The sequence below is a fragment of the Herbaspirillum rubrisubalbicans genome (assembly GCF_003719195.1).
Lineage (GTDB): Bacteria > Pseudomonadota > Gammaproteobacteria > Burkholderiales > Burkholderiaceae_D > Herbaspirillum > Herbaspirillum rubrisubalbicans.
Genome location: NZ_CP024996.1, coordinates 2,321,647 through 2,342,756, shown reverse-complemented (window position 1 = coordinate 2,342,756; position 21,110 = coordinate 2,321,647). Strand labels below are relative to the sequence as shown.

The window sequence follows — 21,110 nt, the reverse complement described above, 5'->3', positions numbered from 1 at the left end:
TAAACGCAACTGCGTCGAGTTTGGCGAAAATATAAGGCAACTGTCCCAGACACGTCAACAGCTTTTTCCGGCTGTGGATAATTCCGCTGGTGCGGGGATGATCCCCTGCTCAATAAAGTGCCGCGCGAGCCGCTGGTGCGCTGCTGCCTCCAACTGCCGCACATGACTGCGAACTACGGCGCTCGCACGATGGTACGTGGACTTGGAACACCCAAACGCCGCTGCGAGGTCACGTACCGAAACCTTAGTCTTGATGTGATTCGCAAACTGACGGGCCAACAATCCATCTACCGCCATGGCGGGAACATTCTGGAGAGCCGGCCGCAGCCAGTCCGAGAGTTCCCTTATCGCAGCAGCCCGCTCATGTGAGAAAGCATATCGACGCGCGCCATTAACATCCTCGTATTCCGTCGAACCAAAACGCGCACGTACGACCATCGCCTCAATCCTGGGCAGATGGTGATTCACAGCAGCCACGATCATCGCGCACTGAGCACGGATCTCATCGTCGGTCAGCCCGGAGAAATCGATGCTACCAGCAGGCGTCCCCTTCAATGCCGAGAACCATTCCGCTTGCCCAGGCGTCAACTGGCGACCCGGCGCGTCCAGATCGATGGTCGCCATCATCTGCAAGAGCATGGAACGCGTCACACATCCTTGACGCGGCTCATTCGAGATCACCAGGAACGCTGTGTGTAGTGCGTGGCCGACATCACGGAAGATCGCACCCTTATTTGCCTCAATTGCTACCAGCATAATTTTTCCCTCACTTGTTGCTGTTATTGCCGGTCGATGCCGGCGGCTGTTGCTTGCCAGGCCACCGATTCATGACGCGCAGCTCTTTGCCGCTCGATTCGATGACGATTTCGATATAGACGGGCGGTAGCACTATCTCGCGTTCCTGACTGATCCCGAGTTCGTCCCAGTAAATCTCAACGGTTCCGCGCTTCTGTGGAGTCCCAATGTGCGAACCATTCTCCTGGGCGTAAAAGACCGCTTCCCCTCGGAGCGACCGCCTTATCTGGCGATCAACCGGAAGCAGGCCATGCTCCCTTCGGAGGTCGTCGATCATGCTGGCGACCATTGGCATTTCCTGACGCAGATCGCTCATCCGACTAACCTCCCCTCGAACAAAAAAAGGTTGGCGGCAAGGTTGGACGGCGCAAAGCCAATACCCATGCGGCTTTGCCAACCTCCTAACCTCGCTAACCTACTTTTGAATGGATTTGAAAATAAAAAAAGGAAAAAGAAGTCCCTACGCGTGCGCGCGTATGCGCACGTGTGCGTGAGAATGTGCAAAAAAGGTTGGGAGGTTGGCGAAGCCGCTATGGTGGCGGCTTTCAGCCGTCCAACCTTCAAAATGAAGGGTTGGACGAGGTTGGGAGGTGAGACGAAAATCATCGCCTTTTCCGCACGCGCAACTTGCGCGCACGATCCCTGGCAGGATGATACTCGGCAACACATCACAACGCTAGAAGGGGATCGCATAATCGCCCTCCTCTGCCATCTTTGGCTCGACAACAGCCGGCTTCGGACGCACGTAAAAATACTCCCGCGCCCCGTTTGGATCACGCTCCTTCTCCCATCCCAGCTTGCGCATACACGCCGAGATGCGCATGGTTTCGTTCTTCGACTGCGAGAGCTTGCCGATCTCGATGTGCAAGGCCCGCGTAAGCAGCTCGCGCGCCGTCACACGATCCAGCTTACGAACACTCAAGGAATTACCATCGGCATCAATTCCTTCCACGTAGTCGTACAGCCGTCCGATCCATTGGTCCGGGATCTCGCGGTCGTCCTGCGCCGGCATGATCAAGCGGACATCCTGGTCACGCGTGGCATACCACTTAACTCCCCTGCGCCACATTGCGACAGCTTCGCCGAACAACTGGTCCCTCACCTCGGCCAGGCCTACCGTATCGACGCGGCCACATTTCACCGGCCAGAACCGTCGGCTGCCTGTCGGGTCTTTGAAGTACTGCCCTTCGTTCGTCGTCGCAGCAAAGAGCGTGCGCCGAGGAAGGTTGCGCATACGCCTGCCATACGGCTCGCGAAATCGGTCCTTCTTACTCGACATGAATGCCTTAACCGCCGTCACTTCTGATCGGTTGAATTGCTCCAACTCAGCAACCTCATACAGCAGGATGCCCTGGATCGACAGATAGCCGTCTTTCTCCCCCATCCGGAAGGGAGTGTCCGCGTACCAAGCCCCGCCCAGCACCTCCAGCGCCGTGGACTTACCCGCGCCCTGCCCGCCCTCAAATACCGGCGCGCAGTCATGCTTGATGCCGGGTACGTAAGCACGGGCCGCGAGGCCGACAAGGAACATCGTCGAGACCAGGCGCGTGTAGTCGGAATCTTCCGCTCCCCAGTAGCGATGGAAGGCATCCGCCACGCGAGGCTTGCCGTCCCACTTCGCCTCACACTCGGACATGTAGTCCGTAACCGGATTGAATGCATGGCGGCGAGCGACCTGCGCCACTGCCTTCTCGATTTCACCGATGCTCGATACGATCAGGCCGTAATGCTGACCAAGGAACAGGCCCAGGAAGAAGTCGTCACTTTCCGTCCACTCACCGGGCTCAGACTCCCAGGGTGGATCACGCCGCTTCATGAGCAGCTCAGAAAACTTGTCGAAGGCCACGATCCCGTGCAGGTCGGGATCATGGGTCAGCGCTAGGAAGACGTTTTCCCGGCAAGGCTTCACACCGGTCGCCCCATAGAGCATCATCGCCTTGATCTGCGCGCGGTCCATGCTGCCTGCGCTAGCCGGACGTTGGGGTACATCCTCTGGCGTAGGCGGCGCATCGACCCATGCAGGCACGCTGTCATCGCTGACCGCTGCTGGCGATGCGGGCGCTGCCGCCTCCTCTACAGACTTGGCCACCCAAGCAGGCCGCACGTGGGCAAGCCACGCACACACATCCTCTTTCGTTCCGCCCGCAGCAATCAGATCGGCCACATCCCAACCATCCTCGACCTCGCCTGGAGGAGGAATATCGACGAATTGGATCGAGCAGCCCTGGGAAAAATTCAACTCGGCCACCGCTTGCATCGCAACCATACCCGGCTGCTCGACTTCTGGCTTTATCTCGCCAGCCTTCGCGTGGTTCTCTTTGTAGCGCTGCGCATCGGCATCTGCCCATAAGAGCAACGAACGGCCGGCTAGCAGCGACCAATCAACTTTCTTGACCGCCTTCCCACCACCAGGCCAAGACACGACATCCCACGCGTCGCCCACAGCGGCCCTAGCCGCGTCAGCGCACTTCTCTCCCTCTACCACCAAAACAGGGAAGCCTTCCCTGAGCGGTTGAGGAAGGTAAAGGGGCCGTGGCTCACGCCACTGAATCCAATGCCATTTCCTATTGCCGGTGTTCTCATCCTGCGCGTAAACGCATGGCAAAACTTCCTTGCCACCGTCCGATGTGACGAAGCGACAAACGATGCCTAAAAGCTGCCGCTGCTGGTCCCGATACTCCCAAACCATCTGCGGCCGTCCTCGCACTGGATGAGCGACGGGATACGGTAACGCCGCCTCGGGAATAGGCAGAATCGGGCACCAGGAACTAGTGGATTTCTTCTCCTTCGGAGGTGCTCCTACCCCTTTGCCGGCTTGCGCAGGCGCTGATTTCTGTGGCAAATAGGGAGTTCCGTTAGGAATTCTCTTGACCTTATCTGCGCCGTGAATAGCGATGCCCAGCTCGCGAGCGAGGTGAGCACAAGCTTTCCCTTGGGAGATGGATTCCTTCGCCGCGTAGAGCGAGATAGGATCACGGCCGGCTTCGCCGTCCATGGAAAAATCAGACCAAAAACCAGCTTTGTCGCCTTTCAGGCGAACACGCAAGGATTTGCCGGCTTCGCCGGAGAGGGAACCAATGCAGAACTCGGCGCCGTCAACAACGCCGTTTGGAAACCATTGAGCCAGCAGCGAATCCAGCGAGGCCAGCGCGGCCGCATTGACCGCATCGAAGTCCTCAAGCTCCACTCACCGGCTCCTGCTCGTGGCTGCAATAGATCTGGAACATGAGCGCCATGAGTTCCTGCATAGTGCGCTGAATCTCGTTAGAGATGCGCTGCAGGTCTGCCTTCTCACGGGCATCGATGTGGTTGTCATCCGTATAGGCGGTATACGCCCGAGACAATTCGCCAAGGCGCGCCCACAGCTCCTGGAACTTCGAATGCAGGTCTTCGCGGTCGACGCTGCCAGGCGTGATCAGCTTGACGAATACACCACCGCTCGCCGCCGCTATAGCTTCAGCGAAGAGCGTAGTGCTGGTGAAGGCCTGCATCTCCAGCGAGTGTTGCGTGCGGACTGCTTGGCCCTTGCGCTCATAGACGCGGTTCGAGAGCGCATCTCGGGTCATTCCCAAAGCGGCCGCCATGGCATCCCATCCCCCTGGGAAGGCATCAATCATTCCCTGGTGTGCTTGGCGTAAATTCATGTGTACTCCCTCGTATTTAGGCGAATATTGCGCCGTGATATATTCCGAAAACACTCAACAGCCCATCACTGGAGCCTTCGTGAAAACAAATCGCCCTGCCCTGCTGACTATTGGTGCCTTCAAGAGACTGCTCGCCGGATTCGATGACAACGACCACCTCGACTTCAGCGGCCTGGACTTCTATCGGCTTAAGACGCGCGGTCCAAATCTCGTCCAGGTGGAGTTCAACCAACAGGTTTATCGGAATGCTGAAGGTGACGTGGTGGTTGAAAATCTTGAATAATTGAGATCGCCCAAACTGATGCAACGTCGTGCGTGACCGGCCGGTACGATTCGACAGTCACGCCATTGACGATCCGACGGAAGATGTAGAGATCAGCCGCGCGTTCAATTTGCCAAACGTCGGCTGGCTTGTGGACGCCCATGTTCTCTTGATTTTCTGGGAGTCCCGCCAGCCCATCAGCATGGGTTCGGCACGCATAGCGATTGATGTAGTCAGCGACGCTGGAAACAAGGTGCTTCGCCGAATCCACGCTCAAACACAACCGGATAGTGCCATCCGAGGTCTCGAAGCCGATACCGATTTCATTGGCACCATCGTCTACAGGCGTCGTATTGCGCCAGGACGCAGGCACATACACAGCTGGTATCCGGGATTGACGGTCGGCCTCCCTGTAATGCCGGTATTGCTTGTCATCGACGTTGACTGTGAGCCTCGGTTGCAATGCCTGGAAGAGACGCGCCACCTCGGCCATGCCGTCATTAAATTGGCTGGAAGACACAGGAGTTCCACCAGCCATACGCCAAAATTTGCGTTCGTGCTTCGGCTTGAATTTCACAATCCATTCCCTTTCATTGTGGTTTTCTTGATTGCCTGGCAGTCATATGCTTCGCCCCATCATTCAAAAAACATGAGGGCACGGGCATGAAGGCCGACAGATATTTAGTTCTCTTCCACTTCGCGGCCAAGGTGACCAGGGCCAACTTGTCCGAGATAGCCGTGCAGGTAACGCGAGCAGTCCGAAACACCCTGCAGAACAGTGAGGCGATTTGCTCGACCGCTTCATCCGTCGCATTCGTGGGCGAGTCCCGCGCATCGGCAGACTCCCTATTCCGCTTACTGGCAAGCGATCTCCAGCCTGGCGACAACTTGAGTATTTTTTCGCTGGGCGAAGGCATCGCTACCTCGCACCCTGGCCTGCATCGCTGGGCTCATCGCGACGGGTAATGGGGCCGCTCGCCACGAGCTCAGGCCAGATCTCCTGCCAATCCTTGGGGCGCAGGTCTTGCCGCTTCACCTCACCTCGGGTGACTTTTTCAATCCGAGCGCAGAGCAGCGGCTCAATCAACGTGCCGCGCCTTCTCCAATTGCTAACAACGGACTGCCCAACGCCAATCTGGTCCGCCAGCCTGGACACTCCCCGCGCAATATCAATGGCTTTGTCGAGTGGTTTCATGGCGGCATTTAATCACTTTAGTGATAATGCAGTCAACACCCAAGTGATTCACACAAGTGATTTAATCCGCGAATGAACAAAGAAACCTTGGGCGCACGGCTTCGCGCCACCCGAAAAGCCAAGCAACTAACGCAAGCGCAGCTTGCGCAAAGGGCCGGCTTGACCCAAGGAACAATTGGCAATATAGAATCGGGGATCAGGGGGTACGGAGAAAGCCTGCTGGATATTGCGAAAGCGCTGGACGTCGATCCGGCCTATCTACGCATGGAAACAGACGTAAAGCATCAAGACAGCGCCTCCAACGACAGCGACGTGCCAGGTGATCTGTCGGCGCGACAGGTCGTGCTCTTGCAGTTATTCGATGGACTTACCTCGAAGCAGCAAGACGAAATAATCAGGACTCTTGAAGCTACGAAACAAGCCAACTTTGAGCTAATCGAGGAGCTTGCCCAAAGGCGGCACAAGTAAAACCTGCCAGTCCGCTCCCACCCCGCTGCCTGAGAAATTCATGCGGCGAGGCTATCTACAGCCAATCAATTTAATTGCCACACAGACATTAAGTGATTATTTTCCACCCAAAATATCACTACAGTGTTGAATTATAAAATCACTTGAGTGATACTCGCTCCCGTGTTCAATCACCGGAGCGATAAATGCGCATCGCCAAAAAAGCCGCAGCCACGCAACTGCCAGCCAAGTTCAACTTCCTCGCCGGTCGCCGACCGCCCTCTCGCCGCGAGTGGCCACTTGGCCATACTCCAGCTGAAGCGCAGTCGATCGCCATCACTAGCACCAAGCGAGGTGCTAAATGAGCCGCTTCTACCTAGCGCCTGAGAGCGAAGATACGTTCCGGCGAGTGTCGCACTCCCGCGTGATTTCCCATGTCGCGAAGAAGTGCGAGTGCGGCAAGCAAACCACCGCAAAAGACCTGGCTCAATACGGCCACTGCGTGGCGTGCCAGAAGGCAACAGCGAAGCCGCCTATCAAGTTCGTTTTCACAACTGGCCACCTGGACTACCTCTCACCTGAGAACGGCGACCGCCGCTTCTGGCCCGTGCCTTCCGCCTGGACGAAAGCGAGGGAGGCATGAGCTATCCCGTCATCAAGAAGATCCAAAAGCAGACCTTTACCACGCTCGTGCGGAACGTAAAGCTCAACGTCTGGACTGATGGGCAATCTTGCTCCGCCTACCTGTTCTTCCAGCGCGGCGACCAGACCCCAACGCCCCTGGCCTACGCGATCTCGCACACTTCGGACCGATGCCACTTGCGGAAGGCGCAAGACCAATGGTCACTCTGGATCGGGTCCGCTGCCTTCGAAATCAACGAGAAGGATTACCAGACTATCGCTGACCTCCTCGGCTGCGCTGTCGTGCAGGAGGTGGCAGCGTGAAAGCCTTCCTCCTCACGATCACCCGCGAGAGCGGCATCCCGCTGACGCTGACCATCATCGCGCACTCGTCTTTCGATGTGCATACGTCTGCACTCGATATGTTCGGCGTCTGCAAGATCTCGGTGAGGCCAGCATGATCCGGACAACCCTCACCCGCCTCATCACCGCCATTGCGGTCGTCTATCTGCTGCTGATCGCCCAAGCATTTACCAAGAACGGTCCCGAGCTGGAGCCATTCGTGGATCTCGGCCGACAGATGGCCATCGAGGAGCTGCCGCCTGTCGATCAACTGCGCTCCCTGTGTTCGGTCGAGTGGCCGAGCGAGGTTGCTGGCGCTAAGACAGCAGAGGCTCGCCGCAAGGCCTGTCGCGCATTCGGGGAGTGACCACATGCGCCACCTACCCAAGTCGGTCGCCCCACAGATGACGCTCCAGGAGCTGGGGCTTGCAGTCACATCGAAGGCCGGGTGCTCACCCCTGCTTGGCCAGGATGTCGCTCGCACGCTCCTGGACGAATTCAACTCAATGCTCGCAGCAGGCTACCAGCTGAGCATCCCACAACTTTGCCGGCCGATCAGGCCGGGCCACACCACCTGGCGCATCGATGTCGCGAACCCCATTCTCGGCTTCGCTGGCGCCCTGCTCTTCACCGTCCCCACTATTCACTAATTCGGAGATGATCATGAATCAAGTCACCCAAGCGCAGTTCGGGATGATCCCGCTGCAATTCATCGAGACCGACCCCAACCAGCCGCGACGGACATTTGATGAAAACGCCCTGCAGGAGCTGGCGGACAGCATCAAGGTCAGCGGCGTTATCCAGCCCATTCTGTTGCGCACCATCGAGGATAGCGATACGCGCCTGCAACTGGTTGCGGGAGAGCGCCGCTATCGTGCGTCTCAGCTCGCCGGCCTGACCGAGATTCCCGGCATTGTGCGTCAACTGACCGATGCCGAGGTGGCCATCATCCAGCTGGTCGAAAACCACCAGCGCGCCGGCGTGCCACCGCTCGAAGAAGCCGAAGCCATGGAGCGCGCCATGCGCGACCACGGACTGAAGATCGATGATATTTGCACCGAGCTGGGAGTTAAGCGCCGCTGGGCCTATTCACGCCTGCAGTTGCTCGATCTCTGCGCCGAAGCACGAGTCGGATTGAATGATGGGCGGCTGGCACCCTCGACGGCACTGCTCATCGCACGCATTCCAGTAGCAAGCCTCCAGGAACGCGCTGCAGCTGAAGTGCTGACAAACAATGGAGCAGGCTCCCCCATGTCCTACAGGCAGGCCAAGACCTGGATCGAGCAACGTTACACCCTGGACATCAATCGGGCCGCATTCAGCCTGGTGGACGCGAAGCTCTGCAGAGCAGCAGGATCATGCGCGGAATGCCCGAAGCGTACCGCAAACGATCCCGATAAATTCCCCGACATCACCGCAGACGTGTGCACTGATCCCGACTGCTTTGAAATGAAGACCGAGGCGCACAATGCGGCTGAAATCGCTAAAGCCGCAAAGAAGAAAATCCGCTTCTACGAATCCTGGGAGCAATGCAAGACGGAGCGCAACGGTGATCTGAGCACGGACTTCGTTCTGGCGCGCACCTTCGACAGGCTTATCAACGCCGATCACCAGAATATGCCTGTCGACGATTTGCTCGGCACCGACCGAATGCCAAAGCCTATTGGAATATTCAAGAATCTCTCTGGACACATCACGAACATCTACTCGAAGAGCGATATCCAGTGTGCGCTAGAGAAGGCGGGGCTCGCGAGAACCGAAGAAGAAAGCCAGGCAGACATGCAGCCGGCGTCACAGGAGGCTGATCCGGCACCGATGACAGTGCGCAAGAACGATACAGAAGACCCCGCTGCGCTTCAACGCAAACGCATCGAGGAAATCAACCGCAAGATCGCTGACGGCTACAACGCCTTCCACGAGGAGCTTCTAGACGAGATCAAGGATCAGGTCGATCACCAGATTCTGCTCCCCGTCTATCGGGCGCTGGCGGTCTTTTCGGCAGGCCAGGCGATCCGAGCAGAACCGCTTGGCTTCTCGAAGCGAGTTGACGAGTCCTACAGCGTCGATTTTTATGACGCGAACGCTGTGGATGAAATGGCCCAAGATGCGTCGGATGAGGACGTGTGCCGTCTTCATCTCGATGCAACCCTCAGCGTCATTCCACAAGTGTACCCGCGCCAGATCGATGGCGGCATCATTCATGTCGAGGATGAGTGGCGAGAACATCAGCTGTTGCACTACGAAACGCTGAAGAAAATCGGCCATATTTGCGGTATCGACATCGGCCTGCTCCAGGACAAGCATCTGGCCGATCTGCTGAATGAGCTCGCCGATGCAATGGCGTCAGCCGAGGAAGCGCCGGCTGAAGAGCCTACCGAGGCACCCAAGCCCAAGGCCACGAAGAAGCAGCCAGCTCGCCCCAAGCAAGCAGCCAAGAAGGATGCCATCAACCCGGCTGATGCCTGGCCCTTCCCGAAGTCGAAGGAACGCGTATGAGCGGCCATCTGCGCAGTCGGGCGAAGCGCGCTGCCCGGAAACATAAGCACCATGTGGTGCGCGACCACGGAAGCCTCACGATGGCTCAGATGCCATGGCGGATGCGCGCCACCTTTGGCCCGGTCGAAGATATCCTGACGGCGCTCGAGACCACCGGTGACATCGATGTCGACAACGATGGCGCCGTCTATCGAGCCCCCAGCAGCCACGCGTGGTACGACCTTGCAGGCGCCATTGAGGGCTTCGCCGAGTTCTACGAGGCGCACGCCCGCATCAGCGGTCGCGAGATGCCCACCAGGTCACTCCGCCAGTTGGCGAACAAGTTTGCCTATGGCGTGATGATCTTCCAGTCGGACGTTGATGCGGTTCGCCGAGACTTGGCCATCCTGAAGCAAGAGACACTCCCGATGACAGAGCACTACACCACCACCATCATCCAGAGCATGACGGAGGAAGCATGACTTCAATTATCCTGCTGGGCGTCTCATGCGCCATTGGCGGCTACCTCATCGGCGTATTCATCGGCGTCAAGCGCGCCATCAAGGCTGAAGAACGGGCAGACCGCTACCTTCTTGCAATACTCGACCTAGATCGGTGGTGCGGCCATCCGTCTCCGGCGGCTCGCATCATTGCCAAGCACCTGATGGTCGTTGGCGAAGGCGATCCGCTCAACGCAGGCACTCCATGCGGTGAAGAACCCTGCACAGTGATGGGCTTGCGCGAGCAACTGACGCGCCTCCAGCGACTGCAGCCCCGCGCACTCCCCCGCGCCGTCGGGGTCATCAAGAATGATCCAGTACTCCATGGGTGGCATATGCAGCCGCTGGTGCCCTGGGAGACGATTGGCGCTAACGCCCTACTATACAACTCCCCGCCAGCCGAGAAAGCGAACGGTTTAGACGCTGCAGCGCGCGACGTGCTGGCTGAGCGCCGCCGGCAGCAGGATGTCGAGGGCTGGACGCTGGAGCACGACGATGAGCACGTTTCGGGCGAGATCTCCGCGCTGGCCGCGTTCTATGCGATGCCGCCGGCCGCGCGTGACTGGGACGCCAGCAGCACGGGCTACGGCGAAACGCTCGGCGAGGCGATGCTTCCGCCTGACTGGCGGGCGAAACCTGGTGATCGGCGCGAAGAGCTGAAGAAGGCCGGTGCTCTGATCCTTGCCGAAATAGAGCGTCTAGACCGCATTGCAGCCCACCAAGAAGGGGAAGATGCATGAAACAACAATACCAAGAGGTCAATTTCCGTCGCGATACCCTGCATCTCATCGATCTGATGAACGGGATCATCGATGACTACGTGAACCAGGGCTACCGCCTGACCGTCCGACAGTTGTACTACCAGCTCGTGGCGCGCGACATCATCGAGAACACCGAGCGCAGCTACAAGCGCACGACCGGCATCGTCAACGATGCCCGGAACGCTGGTCTGATGGACTGGGATGCCATCGAAGACCGGACGCGCGACTTCATCCGCCGGGCCAGCTGGAAGAACGGCAAAGAGATCCTGAACGCCTGCGCCGACAGCTTCCACTCTGACATGTGGCTCAACCAGGAGCACCGCGTCTTCGTCATCGTGGAGAAGGAAGCCCTGGCGGGCGTGCTCGAACGCGCCTGCCGGCGCTGGGATGTGCCGTTACTGGCCGCTCGCGGCTACCCGAGCGGCACCGTGCTGCGCGAATTCGCCGAGGAAGATCTCCTGCCCGCCGACCGCAGCGGCCAACACGCCGTGATCCTGCATTTCGGCGACCACGACCCGAGCGGCCTCGATATGAGCCGAGATCTGCAGGAGCGCCTTTCCATGTTCACCTGGAATCAGGAGTTTCATTTCGAGCGCGTGGCGCTGAACATGGACCAGATCGATGAACAAGATCCGCCGCCGAACCCGGCCAAGACCACCGATTCACGCTTCGAGGCTTACCTGCGCCAGTTCGGCCACGAATCCTGGGAACTCGACGCCCTGCCGCCGAGCTACCTGGCCAACCTGGTGGACGAGCACGTCGGCCGCTTTGTCGACGACGACCAGTGGGATCTTCGCGAGAAGCACATCCAAGCCACACGCAACGCCTTGTTCAAGACCGCCCTGGCATTCAAAGAGCCGAAGGAGGCCGCCCTATGATTACCCACGTCCTGAAGTGCTGGCCGCAGCCATTCACCGATCTGCTGAGCGGGGTCAAGACCCATGAATTCCGCCTCAACGATCGCGACTACCAACCCGGCGACATGCTCAAGCTGTGCTGCTTCGATCCGAGCACCGAGCGCTACACCGGCGCCGAACTGCAGCGCCAGGTGACCCACGTCCTGCGCGACGGCTTCGGCCTCCCGACCGGCTACGCCGTTCTCTCGCTGTCCGCCTGCCTGATCGATGACCTGCCGCAGGAATTCTCGCTCAACCTGGAGACGCTGGAAGTGATCGCCGATACGGCGGCCGCCGCCGGCGACATCGCGAGCGACGCGGCGCCAGCCGATCATCCACGCAAGCCGTTCTCGATTGCTGAACTCACCCAGGAGCAGGACGAGTTCATCTCGCTGGTAGATCCGGCCACCACCCTGCAGCTGATTGCGTTGGCGCGAAAGCAACTCATCTCGCCAGCGCAACCGCGCGGCGGTGTGAACTTTCCTGGAACGCTGCGGGAACTTCAGGAGCACCTCAATGCATACGGCGATGCCATGGCCAGCCACGACGAGGAAGCCGCAGGCGTCGCCTATGCGGCCTTACTTGATCTCATCGTCCCGACTCAAGCGACCATCTTCCCGGCCCAGCTGACGCCCGAACTGCGTCGTGTCCTAGGCGTGCCGAACTTCCGCTGCGCGCCCTATGCCGAGATCTATCGCATCGCTGGCTACGCGATCCCCTGCAAGGCAGAAGAAGAGCAGGCGTTTGTCATTCACCGCCTGACACGCGCCGTCCTGATGCATGGCGAGGGGTGGGAAAAAGCGATCAATACCGAATTGCAGGATGCCGTGAGCGCCGCAGAGGCTCGCTATCAGGAAGGCGGTGCATGATGGCTCATACCATTCTTCGCACGAAGGAAGTCATCGCCAAAACCAAACTCGGCCGCACAACGCTTCACGAGAAAGTCAGGGATAATACGTTCCCGAAACCCGTGCCGCTGGGCGGCCGTGCAGTGGGCTGGATTGAGAGCGAAGTGGACGCTTGGATCGAAGCGCTGATGAAAGCCAGAGACTCGAATTATGTTGGTGAAAGTGTTGGTGAAAATTCTTCCGAACGAACTAGACCCCGCCACTGACAAGGCCCACAGGAGACTATAAGTACGCCTCCGTCTCCGCCAGAAATATGAAAGCCCCTGTTTTTGACAGGGGCTTTTTTATTGCCGGATTGCGCAATAGCTTCAAGATCCAATACGGTAAGTCATCAGGTCAACAACATTCCACGACCTTTTCCTCCTCGAAAAATCGCAAGCGCCTCAACTTCATTTCTGGAATTGCACGCCCCCCCCTGCCCCGCAAACGTCGTATAAACCAGCACAGCCTTGGACATCGATTCTGCCGTCCACCATCAGGCTCACCATTACCCCGCTTGCCTGTCGAACCTTATCGATTGACGCTTAACGCTCAACGTTATACGTTAACCATGATCATCAGTTTCCGATGCGCAGAAACCGAAGCCCTCTTCCATGGTGAAACCGTGGCCCGGTTCGCCAACATCCGGGCCGCGGCAGAACGCAAACTGCAGATGCTGGAAGCCGCTGCGACGTTGGATTTCCTGTGCTCACCGCCTGGCAATCGGCTGGAACCGCTGCAGGGTGATCGAAGCGGGCAATACAGTATCCGCATCAACAGCCAATTCCGACTCTGCTTCATCTGGAACAGCATTGGAGAAGTAGGCGCAAGCCATGTTGAAATCGTCGATTACCACTGAAAACAAGCTCATGAACCCTGCCAGCAATCGTATGCGCCCCATCCATCCGGGCGAAATCCTGCGGGAAGAATTCCTCGCCCCGGCCAACCTCAGCGCCAATGCACTGGCCATCGCCTTGCGCGTACCCGCGACTCGCATCGGCGAAATCGTCAACGAACGGCGCGGCATCACGCCTGATACCGCATTGCGGCTGGCGCGATTTTTCGGTGGCGATGCGCAATCCTGGCTGAACCTGCAGATGACCCACGACCTCAAGATCGCCCAGCAGGAAAACGGCGCCCGCATCGAGCAGGAAGTACAACCCATGGTGCGATCGGCCTGAAGCTTGCCGGATGACGATCACGACCGAGCACAACTCCTCTCCGAGGATTACTGAATCACCCCACACGCCAAGCGCGCCCCACCTCCACCCAAAGTAGCCGGATGATCCGAATGATTGTCCCCGCCCACATGCACCATCAAGGCATGACCACGCAACTCGGCAATGCTTTTCAAGCGCGGCGCCAGGACCGGATTGTCCGCCCTGCCGTCAGCCGTGACGTACAGGGCCGGCAGGTCGCCCAGATGCCCCTCGCCATACGGCCCCTCATGCTTGCCGGTCTTCTGCGGATCCCAATGACCACCAGCTGCGAGCGCGGGCTCCATCTTTCCATCCTTTTCCAGCGGCGCGCAGCTGGGGTTCTGATGCACGTGGAAACCGTGTACACCCGCCGGCAAACCGGACAAGGCCGGCTTGAACAGCAGGCCGTAGGGCGTCTCGCTGATGGTGACTTCGCCGGCCGGGGACGCCACGCCCTGGGCATTGACCAGGTTGAGCGCCACCGTGATCGGAGGCTCGGCAGCAGAGACAGCAGTGATGGCCGATCCACAGGCCAGGGCCAACATTGCAATAGCTCGCTTCATGATCGTGCTCCTTGTGCTAACAAAAAAGTGGAGGATAGGCACTCTGGCGAAGAGCGGAAGAAAAACGTCTAGACCGACTAGAAAAATCGAAAAAATTTCCGCGATCAGATCGAAATAACTCAAGAAAGCACCGGATGACACCTAAAAAGCCCGCAACGACTCTTCCCCCAGCATAGGAGCAGAGCAGGCAGAGAGCAATGCGGCAATCCGACACCCAGACCTGATTCGGGTGCCGGTCAAACTGGAATCAGTTGCCGGACATACCGTTATCCGGTGTAGGCGGAGTCGGCGCCAGGTTGAGCTTGCGCCCTTCCAGCAGCATGGCGTGGAAGTCGTCGGCCGGTACCGGGCAGGAGAAGAGGAAGCCCTGCAACTCGTTGCAGCCGGCTTCGCGCAGGAAGTTGAATTGCTTCTCGGTCTCCACCCCTTCGGCGATGACCTTGTGGCGCAATTGCTTGGCGATGCCGATGATGGCGCTGGCAATGGCGCAGTCATTGGTATCGTCGGGAATGCCCATGGTAAAGGAACGGTCGATCTTGAGGGTATTGATGGGGAAGCGCTTCAGATAGGACAGGCTGGAATAGCCGGTGCCGAAGTCGTCCAGCGAAATCGTGATGCCCAGGCTGCAGATCTTTTCCATGATGGAAATGACGCGGTCGGTGCTGTGCATCAACATGCTTTCGGTGATTTCGATCTCCAGCCAGTCGCCGCTGAGGGCGTGTCGGTTCAGCGCAGCGCGCACACGATCAGGCAGGGAGCGGGTAAATTCACGGGCCGTGACGTTCAAGGCAATACGAATCGGTGCCAGCCCGGCTTCCTTCCAGGCGCGCGCCTGGCGACACACGGCATCCAGCACCCAGTCGCTCAGTTGCACGATCAGGCCGGTTTCCTCGGCAATGGGGATGAATTCTCCCGGCAGCAGCAGGCCGCGCTCGGGATGCTGCCAGCGCACCAGGGCTTCGCCGCCGGTGATGGCCAGGGTGTTCATATCCACCTTGGGCTGGTAGTACAGCAGCAATTCGTTGTATTCGAAGGCGTGCAGCAGGCCGGTCTCGATACGCAACAGGTCCAGCGTGTTGCGGTTCATCTCTTCACTGTAATAGACGTAGCCGCCTTCATTGTTGTCACCGCCCTGCTTGGCGCGGTACATGGCGATGTCGGCCAAGCGCAGCAGGGTTTCGGTGTCGCTGGCGTCTTCCGGGTACATGCTCACGCCGATGCTGGCGCCGACCCGCAATTCATGGCCGTCGATGAAGAAGGGTTCGTCGAACAGGGAGAGCAGCTTCTGGGCCACGTAGCCGGGGTGATGATCCTTGTCGATGTCGAACAGGGCCACCGCGAATTCATCAGCGCCCAGACGCGCCACCACATCCTGCTCGCGCAACGCGCGGCGCAGGCGGATTGCCACTTCCACCAGCAACATGTCGCCCGCCACATGGCCCAGCGTGTCGTTGATGGGCTTGAAACGGTTCAGGTCGATGAACATGACGCAGCCCTGCAGATTTTCATGCTGGGCTGCGGTCAGTGCCTGGTCCACGGTACGGGTCAGCAGCGTGCGGTTGGGTAAGCCGGTGAGTGCATCGTAATAGGCCAGGTGATGGATCAGCTTTTCGGCATTCTTGCGTTCGGTGATGTCGTTGAGATAGCCGATCAGGCCAATGGGATGGCCATTCTGGTCGCGCATGACCGACAAGGACAGGCTGGCCCAGAACACCTCGCCGGACTTCTTGCGCCGACGGACCTCGATCTCGCGGCTGCCATGCTCCAGGAACAGGGCGTGCATGGCGTCCTCTTCCTCTTCATTCTCATAAAGGAAGAGCACGTTGCGGCCGATGGCTTCCAGGGAGGTATAGCCGAACAACTGCTCGGCGCCCCGGTTCCAGCTGGTGATGAAACCGGCCGGGTCCATGGTGATCACCGATTCGTGCATCTGGTTCAGGATCTGCGCCTGCTGCTCCAGCTTGGCTTCGATCTGGTCCAGCGCGCGGCTGCGCTTGTCGCTGTCGGCACGACGCTGCATCAGTCGGCCGAGGAAGGAGGCCAGCAACGCCAGGCGGCTGCGCTCCTGGTCGGTATAGGGCCGGGTCAGCGGGGGGAAGACGAAATAGCCGAATTGCGTGCTCTCGAACTGCACGGCCTGACACAGGCCATTAACGCTGGTATTGCCATCACCGCCGCTCTCTGGTGGCAAGTTCACCATGTAACGCCCGCCCGGGCGCTTCAGGAAACCGGATGCGATCCCTCCCAGCGCAGCGTGCAGCGCCATGCCCTGCAGATTCTGCGTGGCGTCCAGGAGTGCCGAACAGCACGCCAGATCGTCGCTACCCACGGAGGAAATCATCGAGATCACGCCTCAGTACTGACGCGTGTGGCCCAATTGAAGGCCTGAATAAGACAACGGCAATACACCTGCGCATCCAGACCCGCGGCATCCAGATCGGAATGACGCAGCGGAATGCGGCCGTCTTCGGAACGCTCGACCACGTCGAGCAGCTTGCCCAGCCGGCCCGTGCGACGCACCAGGGCGTTGACGATGTCCACCGGCAACTTGAGCGGCTCGATGATGTCATGCAAGGGCATCCCTAGCAGGATATCCAGCAGCGAGAACATGCCGGTGATGAAGGCACGGTCCAGCTCTTCCTGGGTGCACTGGACCTTGTGCGCCATCGCTTCCATCATCGCCGCCCGAGCGGCGGCGCGCGGCAGCAGTGGATTGGCCGACTCGTCGCCGGGGAAACGCGCATACAGCAGCAATTGCAACCAACGCTGCAATTGACGGCGACCCAGCAGGTTGATGGCCTGGGTGAAATTGGTGATATGCGCCGAGAAGCCAAAGGCGGCCGAACTGACCAGCTTGAAGAGCTGGTAGGACAAGGCCGGATCTTGCTTAAGCAAAGATTCGAGCGCGTTGGCGTCGGCGTCGCGCGCCACCAGCTCCAGCAACTTCAACAGGCGGGCACGGGAAATCGAATTCTTCTGCGACAGGCGGCTATCTGGATGCAGGGCGTAGTCGCCCGAGAACCAGCGGAAACCTTCCACCCGGCAAGCATCGAACTGCACCGCATCGCCCACGTTCTCGGCCAGGTGCGGCCCGCGCAGGCGGTGCAGCCACTGGGTGGTTTCCGGCACGTGGCCCATGCTCACGTCCAGCGCCATCGATTCGACAAAGGGGAACACACTGGCGCCCTGCGCCGGCAAGCCATCGGCGATGATGGCAAAGCCGCGGCTGTAGAGCCAGTCCAGCGCATCGATCTTGGCCGGGTCGACGCAGTGCTCTACCGGCACCCGCAAGGCGAGCTGCCCTTGCGGAATCTCCTGGGCGAACTCGGGCGCGAAGATGGCCGGATCGCGAACCGGGATGATGCAGTTCAAGCCACCCAGCGCATCGAGCAGGTCGAATTCATTGAAAAGCCTGGACAGCAGCGCACTGCCATCCTCGACGGCGGGCGAAATATGCAAAGACAGCGCGGTCCAGACGTGGTGAACGTCGGCGACGGGCTGCAAAAACACGAGTGGGAATGGAACGCTTTTATCCTGAACAGCCATATTTTTATCGTGGCGCACCCCGTGAGTCTCCCGGGGCGCTCTATCACATTGAAAAACTGTAAAGAAGTTTCCCAGCAGAATACTTAATTAAAATTAAATTTTTTCTAAATATACCTGATAAAAGCAAGCTTGCAACATGGCTTTACATTGACAGGAAAATTTCCTGCAAATCATTCAAAAAGCGACGGCCCAGTTCGGTAGGCCGGATCAGTGCATGATCGCGATACAACATGCCCTTTTGCTCGGCCAGGTTCAGTTGCTGCTCGATCTGGTTCAGGCTCATGCCGGTACGTTCGGCAAACAGATTGGGGGGGAAGCCTTCGGTCAGGCGTAGGGCATTGAGCATGAACTCGAAGCCCAACGCATCGCGGCCGATCTCGCCCTCTTCCTGGATGGGGCTGCCGACCCGGGCCTGATCCAGGTAGGCCTGCGGATGCTTGTAACGCATCTGGCGCACGATGCGGTGCGGGAAGGATAGCTTGGAATGGGCGCCGGCACCGATGCCCAGGTAGTCGCCGAATTGCCAGTAGTTCAGGTTATGCCGGGCGCGCCGCTTGGGCTGGGCGTAGGCCGAGACTTCATAGTTGGTATAGCCAGCCGCCGTGGTGAGTTCGGCGATCATGTCCTGCATATCGGCACTGGCATCCTCATCCGGTACCGGTGGCGGGTACTTGGCAAAGAGTGTATTGGGCTCCAGCGTCAGGTGGTACAGCGACAGGTGCGGCGGTGCAAAGGCGATGGCAGTGCTGATGTCGGCCTGGGCCTCGGCCAGCGTCTGCTGGGGCAGCGCATACATCAGGTCGAGGTTGAAATTGTCGAAGTTGGCGTGGGCGATCTCCACCGCCTTGCGGGCCTGGTCGCCATCGTGGATGCGGCCCAGGGCGTGCAGATGCTGGCTGTTGAAGCTCTGGATACCGATGGACAGGCGGTTGATGCCGCTGGCCCGGTAAGACCTGAACTTGTCGGCCTCGAAGGTACCAGGATTGGCTTCCATCGTAATTTCGATGTCGCTGTCGAAGGGCAGCAAGGTGCGCAGGTCCGACAGCAGACGGTCCAGGCCGGCTGCCGAGAGCAGGCTGGGCGTGCCGCCGCCGATGAAGATGGTGTGGATCTTGCGGCCCCAGATCAGCGGCAGCGATTGCTCCAGATCACTGCGCAAGGCTGCCAGATAGTCGTCCTCAGGGAAGCTACCTTTGACTTCATGCGAATTGAAATCGCAATACGGGCACTTGCGCACGCACCACGGGAAATGCACATACAGCGACAAGGGCGGCAAGGCCGTCAGTTGCAGGCTGCCGGGCTTGAGGAAGGCCAGCGCCGCCTGGGCCGGACCTGCCGCTGCCTGGGTGGCGGGGGGGGCGGCCATCGCAGGGTTGATCGGTTTGATCGGGATCATTTCAGCTTCTCGACCAGTGCGCGCAGAGCCTGGCCACGGTGGGACACGGCATTCTTCTCGGCGGCCGTCAGTTCGGCGGCGGTCTTGCCCAGTGCCGGCAGCAGGAAGTGGGGATCGTAGCCGAAGCCGCCCTCCCCGCGCGGCTGCGCCATGATCTCGCCCTTCCAGAGGCCATCGGCGATGACCGGTTGCGGGTCGTCGGCATGACGCACATAGACCAGCACGCAATAGTAATAGGCCGACTTGTCGGCGTGCGCGGCCAGCTCGGCGACTAGCTTGGCATTGTTGTTGGCGTCCGACTTGGGTTCGCCGGCATAGCGCGCCGAATACACGCCCGGCGCACCGCCCAGGGCATTGACGCAGACCCCGGAATCATCGGCCAGCGCCGGCAGGCCGGTCAGGCGGGCGGCATGACGGGCCTTGGTCAGGGCATTCTCGACGAAGGTGGCGAAGGGTTCTTCCGCCTCGGGGACATTGAACTCGCCCTGCGGGCGCACGTCCAGCCCGATGTCGCCCAGCAGGCTGGCGAATTCCTTCAGTTTGCCGGCGTTGTTGGACGCCATCACGATCTTTTGCTTGGGTTGCATGTGTGCTCAAAATTCAGTTGCAAAGGGCGTAGCGCGCGCCGCCACAATAAAAAACGCCATGTCGGTGCGGCACATGGCGTTTTTGTTCATATCGCTTCTGAGCCGCATTGTACGGCCATTTGTGCCGCCGCGTCGCTGCGACTTACAGGCCCAGGGCCTGCTTCTGCAAGCCGTTGAGCGTGGCAATGCCTTGCTGGGCCAGGTCCAGCAGGCTGTTGAGCGTGGCGCGGTCGAATGCCGCGCCTTCGGCGGTGCCCTGGACTTCCACGAAGTGGCCGGCGTCGGTCATGACCACGTTCATATCAGTATCGCAATCCGAATCTTCCAGGTAGTCCAGGTCCAGCACCGGCACGCCCTGATAGACGCCCACAGAGATGGCGGCCACGAATTGCTTCACAGGAATGGTTTCGATCAGGCCGCGCGACTGCAGCACGGTGAAGGCATCATAGGCCGCCACCATGGCACCCGTGATGGCCGCAGTACGGGTGCCGCCGTCGGCTTGCAGCACGTCGCAGTCCAGTTGCAGGGTGCGCTCGCCGAAGGCTTCCAGGTTGAAGGCGGCACGCAGGGCGCGGCCGATCAGGCGCTGGATTTCCTGGGTGCGACCAGATTGCTTGCCCTTGGCGGCTTCGCGGTCCATACGGGTGTGGGCGGAACGCGGCAACATGCCATATTCGGCAGTCAGCCAGCCCTGGCCCTTACCTTTCAGGAAGCCGGGCACCTTTTCCTCGATGGAGGCGGTGCACAGCACCCGGGTATCGCCAAACTCGACCAGCACCGAGCCTTCGGCGTGCTTGGTGTACTGGCGGGTCAGGCGTACCTCGCGCAATTGCGAAACGCTGCGGCCGCTGGGGCGATGGAAAGTTGTCATGATGATCCTTGTCTTGGTCTGGACTAAGCGGGTCGGGGGCTGATGGCTGATGGCGGAGATAAGGGGCTGGGGCGCAGCAGCCAAAACCGCCCATTTTGCTGTTTTTGATAGCGCGGCGCCGCC

At 59.5% G+C, this 21,110-nt stretch carries 27 protein-coding genes; 15 read left to right on the top strand and 12 right to left on the bottom strand.

Annotated elements, in window-relative coordinates; genetic code table 11:
• Positions 1–54 precede the first annotated feature (54 nt).
• The 6 genes from RC54_RS10580 to RC54_RS10545 form a co-directional block, all read right to left on the bottom strand.
• Positions 55–756 carry a hypothetical protein gene (locus RC54_RS10580; RefSeq protein WP_061790684.1) on the bottom strand — a complete coding sequence of 234 codons (702 nt, stop codon included), beginning with the start codon at positions 754–756 and terminating at the stop codon, positions 55–57.
• Positions 757–766: 10 nt separating this feature from the next.
• Positions 767–1,111: a hypothetical protein gene (locus tag RC54_RS10575; RefSeq protein ID WP_156481362.1), complete on the bottom strand. Its 345-nt coding sequence runs from the start codon at positions 1,109–1,111 to the stop codon at positions 767–769.
• Between the two features lie 360 nt (positions 1,112–1,471).
• Positions 1,472–3,982, bottom strand: a complete 2,511-nt coding sequence (locus RC54_RS10565) for a VapE domain-containing protein (RefSeq protein ID WP_061790687.1) — start codon at positions 3,980–3,982, stop codon at positions 1,472–1,474.
• Positions 3,972–4,439 carry a YmfL family putative regulatory protein gene (locus tag RC54_RS10560; RefSeq protein WP_061790688.1) on the bottom strand — a complete coding sequence of 156 codons (468 nt, stop codon included), beginning with the start codon at positions 4,437–4,439 and terminating at the stop codon, positions 3,972–3,974. Before RC54_RS10560 ends, RC54_RS10565 begins: the two co-directional genes overlap by 11 nt.
• Before the next feature lie 224 nt (positions 4,440–4,663).
• Positions 4,664–5,278, bottom strand: coding sequence for a hypothetical protein (locus tag RC54_RS25125; protein WP_156481363.1), 615 nt, complete (start codon positions 5,276–5,278; stop codon positions 4,664–4,666).
• Between the two features lie 342 nt (positions 5,279–5,620).
• Positions 5,621–5,896, bottom strand: coding sequence for a transcriptional regulator (locus tag RC54_RS10545; protein WP_061790692.1), 276 nt, complete (start codon positions 5,894–5,896; stop codon positions 5,621–5,623).
• A gap of 72 nt (positions 5,897–5,968) precedes the next feature.
• Here RC54_RS10545 and RC54_RS10540 point away from each other — a divergent pair, with 72 nt between their 5' ends.
• From RC54_RS10540 to RC54_RS10485, 15 genes are all read left to right on the top strand, one after another.
• Positions 5,969–6,364, top strand: coding sequence for a helix-turn-helix domain-containing protein (locus RC54_RS10540; RefSeq protein ID WP_123020426.1), 396 nt, complete (start codon positions 5,969–5,971; stop codon positions 6,362–6,364).
• A 185-nt stretch (positions 6,365–6,549) separates the two neighbouring features.
• A complete protein-coding gene (locus RC54_RS25120; RefSeq protein WP_156481383.1) occupies positions 6,550–6,708 on the top strand; it encodes a hypothetical protein in 159 nt (52 codons plus the stop codon).
• On the top strand, positions 6,705–6,986 hold the full coding sequence (locus tag RC54_RS10535) for a hypothetical protein (protein WP_061790768.1): 282 nt from the start codon (positions 6,705–6,707) through the stop codon (positions 6,984–6,986). Before RC54_RS25120 ends, RC54_RS10535 begins: the two co-directional genes overlap by 4 nt.
• Positions 6,983–7,288 (top strand): hypothetical protein, encoded by a 306-nt coding sequence (locus tag RC54_RS10530; RefSeq protein ID WP_123020425.1) that lies wholly within the window; start codon positions 6,983–6,985, stop codon positions 7,286–7,288. The genes RC54_RS10535 and RC54_RS10530 overlap by 4 nt, the downstream gene beginning before the upstream one ends.
• Entirely contained in the window at positions 7,285–7,425 is a 141-nt protein-coding gene (locus RC54_RS25115; RefSeq protein WP_156481375.1) for a hypothetical protein, read from the top strand. Before RC54_RS10530 ends, RC54_RS25115 begins: the two co-directional genes overlap by 4 nt.
• A complete protein-coding gene (locus RC54_RS10525) occupies positions 7,422–7,673 on the top strand; it encodes a hypothetical protein (protein ID WP_123020424.1) in 252 nt (83 codons plus the stop codon). The genes RC54_RS25115 and RC54_RS10525 overlap by 4 nt, the downstream gene beginning before the upstream one ends.
• Positions 7,674–7,677: 4 nt before the next feature.
• Positions 7,678–7,956 carry a hypothetical protein gene (locus RC54_RS25110; protein ID WP_164471200.1) on the top strand — a complete coding sequence of 93 codons (279 nt, stop codon included), beginning with the start codon at positions 7,678–7,680 and terminating at the stop codon, positions 7,954–7,956.
• 13 nt (positions 7,957–7,969) lie between these two features.
• Positions 7,970–9,802, top strand: coding sequence for a ParB/RepB/Spo0J family partition protein (locus RC54_RS10520; RefSeq protein ID WP_164471199.1), 1,833 nt, complete (start codon positions 7,970–7,972; stop codon positions 9,800–9,802).
• Complete coding sequence (locus tag RC54_RS10515) at positions 9,799–10,263, top strand: hypothetical protein (protein ID WP_061788833.1); 465 nt, start codon at positions 9,799–9,801, stop codon at positions 10,261–10,263. The genes RC54_RS10520 and RC54_RS10515 overlap by 4 nt, the downstream gene beginning before the upstream one ends.
• On the top strand, positions 10,260–11,021 hold the full coding sequence (locus tag RC54_RS10510) for a hypothetical protein (protein ID WP_061788832.1): 762 nt from the start codon (positions 10,260–10,262) through the stop codon (positions 11,019–11,021). Before RC54_RS10515 ends, RC54_RS10510 begins: the two co-directional genes overlap by 4 nt.
• Positions 11,018–11,920 (top strand): hypothetical protein, encoded by a 903-nt coding sequence (locus RC54_RS10505; RefSeq protein ID WP_082803063.1) that lies wholly within the window; start codon positions 11,018–11,020, stop codon positions 11,918–11,920. The genes RC54_RS10510 and RC54_RS10505 overlap by 4 nt, the downstream gene beginning before the upstream one ends.
• Positions 11,917–12,807 carry a DUF3850 domain-containing protein gene (locus tag RC54_RS10500; RefSeq protein WP_061788831.1) on the top strand — a complete coding sequence of 297 codons (891 nt, stop codon included), beginning with the start codon at positions 11,917–11,919 and terminating at the stop codon, positions 12,805–12,807. Before RC54_RS10505 ends, RC54_RS10500 begins: the two co-directional genes overlap by 4 nt.
• A complete protein-coding gene (locus tag RC54_RS10495) occupies positions 12,804–13,052 on the top strand; it encodes a helix-turn-helix transcriptional regulator (protein ID WP_208652674.1) in 249 nt (82 codons plus the stop codon). The genes RC54_RS10500 and RC54_RS10495 overlap by 4 nt, the downstream gene beginning before the upstream one ends.
• Positions 13,053–13,396: 344 nt before the next feature.
• Positions 13,397–13,684 carry a type II toxin-antitoxin system RelE/ParE family toxin gene (locus RC54_RS10490; protein WP_061788830.1) on the top strand — a complete coding sequence of 96 codons (288 nt, stop codon included), beginning with the start codon at positions 13,397–13,399 and terminating at the stop codon, positions 13,682–13,684.
• A gap of 10 nt (positions 13,685–13,694) precedes the next feature.
• Positions 13,695–14,006, top strand: coding sequence for a HigA family addiction module antitoxin (locus RC54_RS10485; RefSeq protein WP_058895266.1), 312 nt, complete (start codon positions 13,695–13,697; stop codon positions 14,004–14,006).
• Positions 14,007–14,053: 47 nt separating this feature from the next.
• Here the strand turns inward: RC54_RS10485 and sodC are convergent, their stop codons facing one another.
• The 6 genes from sodC to rph all read right to left on the bottom strand — a co-directional run bounded on the left by sodC (position 14,054) and on the right by rph (position 20,987).
• A complete protein-coding gene (sodC, locus tag RC54_RS10480; protein WP_058895265.1) occupies positions 14,054–14,587 on the bottom strand; it encodes a superoxide dismutase family protein in 534 nt (177 codons plus the stop codon).
• 247 nt (positions 14,588–14,834) lie between these two features.
• Positions 14,835–16,928: a putative bifunctional diguanylate cyclase/phosphodiesterase gene (locus RC54_RS10475; protein ID WP_061788829.1), complete on the bottom strand. Its 2,094-nt coding sequence runs from the start codon at positions 16,926–16,928 to the stop codon at positions 14,835–14,837.
• Between the two features lie 5 nt (positions 16,929–16,933).
• Complete coding sequence (locus RC54_RS10470) at positions 16,934–18,133, bottom strand: EAL and HDOD domain-containing protein (protein ID WP_058895263.1); 1,200 nt, start codon at positions 18,131–18,133, stop codon at positions 16,934–16,936.
• Between the two features lie 142 nt (positions 18,134–18,275).
• Positions 18,276–19,529 carry a radical SAM family heme chaperone HemW gene (gene hemW / locus RC54_RS10465; RefSeq protein ID WP_061788828.1) on the bottom strand — a complete coding sequence of 418 codons (1,254 nt, stop codon included), beginning with the start codon at positions 19,527–19,529 and terminating at the stop codon, positions 18,276–18,278.
• Positions 19,526–20,116: an RdgB/HAM1 family non-canonical purine NTP pyrophosphatase gene (gene rdgB, locus RC54_RS10460; RefSeq protein ID WP_061788827.1), complete on the bottom strand. Its 591-nt coding sequence runs from the start codon at positions 20,114–20,116 to the stop codon at positions 19,526–19,528. The genes hemW and rdgB overlap by 4 nt, the downstream gene beginning before the upstream one ends.
• Before the next feature lie 142 nt (positions 20,117–20,258).
• On the bottom strand, positions 20,259–20,987 hold the full coding sequence (rph, locus tag RC54_RS10455; protein WP_061788826.1) for a ribonuclease PH: 729 nt from the start codon (positions 20,985–20,987) through the stop codon (positions 20,259–20,261).
• Positions 20,988–21,110: the final 123 nt, after the last annotated feature.

Bases quoted from the DNA above. Each gene is read 5' to 3' on its own strand.
- RC54_RS10510 (WP_061788832.1), top strand. From the start codon at position 10,260: ATGACTTCAATTATCCTGCTGGGCGTCTCATGCGCCATTGGCGGCTAC.
- RC54_RS10545 (WP_061790692.1), bottom strand. From the start codon at position 5,896: ATGAAACCACTCGACAAAGCCATTGATATTGCGCGGGGAGTGTCCAGG.
- RC54_RS10525 (WP_123020424.1), top strand. From the start codon at position 7,422: ATGATCCGGACAACCCTCACCCGCCTCATCACCGCCATTGCGGTCGTC.
- RC54_RS10535 (WP_061790768.1), top strand. From the start codon at position 6,705: ATGAGCCGCTTCTACCTAGCGCCTGAGAGCGAAGATACGTTCCGGCGA.
- hemW (WP_061788828.1), bottom strand. From the start codon at position 19,529: ATGATCCCGATCAAACCGATCAACCCTGCGATGGCCGCCCCCCCCGCC.
- rph (WP_061788826.1), bottom strand. From the start codon at position 20,987: ATGACAACTTTCCATCGCCCCAGCGGCCGCAGCGTTTCGCAATTGCGC.
- RC54_RS10500 (WP_061788831.1), top strand. From the start codon at position 11,917: ATGATTACCCACGTCCTGAAGTGCTGGCCGCAGCCATTCACCGATCTG.
- RC54_RS10490 (WP_061788830.1), top strand. From the start codon at position 13,397: ATGATCATCAGTTTCCGATGCGCAGAAACCGAAGCCCTCTTCCATGGT.
- RC54_RS10475 (WP_061788829.1), bottom strand. From the start codon at position 16,928: ATGATTTCCTCCGTGGGTAGCGACGATCTGGCGTGCTGTTCGGCACTC.
- RC54_RS10515 (WP_061788833.1), top strand. From the start codon at position 9,799: ATGAGCGGCCATCTGCGCAGTCGGGCGAAGCGCGCTGCCCGGAAACAT.
- sodC (WP_058895265.1), bottom strand. From the start codon at position 14,587: ATGAAGCGAGCTATTGCAATGTTGGCCCTGGCCTGTGGATCGGCCATC.
- RC54_RS10580 (WP_061790684.1), bottom strand. From the start codon at position 756: ATGCTGGTAGCAATTGAGGCAAATAAGGGTGCGATCTTCCGTGATGTC.
- rdgB (WP_061788827.1), bottom strand. From the start codon at position 20,116: ATGCAACCCAAGCAAAAGATCGTGATGGCGTCCAACAACGCCGGCAAA.
- RC54_RS10485 (WP_058895266.1), top strand. From the start codon at position 13,695: ATGAACCCTGCCAGCAATCGTATGCGCCCCATCCATCCGGGCGAAATC.
- RC54_RS25110 (WP_164471200.1), top strand. From the start codon at position 7,678: ATGCGCCACCTACCCAAGTCGGTCGCCCCACAGATGACGCTCCAGGAG.
- RC54_RS10575 (WP_156481362.1), bottom strand. From the start codon at position 1,111: ATGAGCGATCTGCGTCAGGAAATGCCAATGGTCGCCAGCATGATCGAC.
- RC54_RS10530 (WP_123020425.1), top strand. From the start codon at position 6,983: ATGAGCTATCCCGTCATCAAGAAGATCCAAAAGCAGACCTTTACCACG.
- RC54_RS10520 (WP_164471199.1), top strand. From the start codon at position 7,970: ATGAATCAAGTCACCCAAGCGCAGTTCGGGATGATCCCGCTGCAATTC.
- RC54_RS25120 (WP_156481383.1), top strand. From the start codon at position 6,550: ATGCGCATCGCCAAAAAAGCCGCAGCCACGCAACTGCCAGCCAAGTTC.
- RC54_RS10540 (WP_123020426.1), top strand. From the start codon at position 5,969: ATGAACAAAGAAACCTTGGGCGCACGGCTTCGCGCCACCCGAAAAGCC.
- RC54_RS10505 (WP_082803063.1), top strand. From the start codon at position 11,018: ATGAAACAACAATACCAAGAGGTCAATTTCCGTCGCGATACCCTGCAT.
- RC54_RS10470 (WP_058895263.1), bottom strand. From the start codon at position 18,133: ATGGCTGTTCAGGATAAAAGCGTTCCATTCCCACTCGTGTTTTTGCAG.
- RC54_RS10495 (WP_208652674.1), top strand. From the start codon at position 12,804: ATGATGGCTCATACCATTCTTCGCACGAAGGAAGTCATCGCCAAAACC.
- RC54_RS10560 (WP_061790688.1), bottom strand. From the start codon at position 4,439: ATGAATTTACGCCAAGCACACCAGGGAATGATTGATGCCTTCCCAGGG.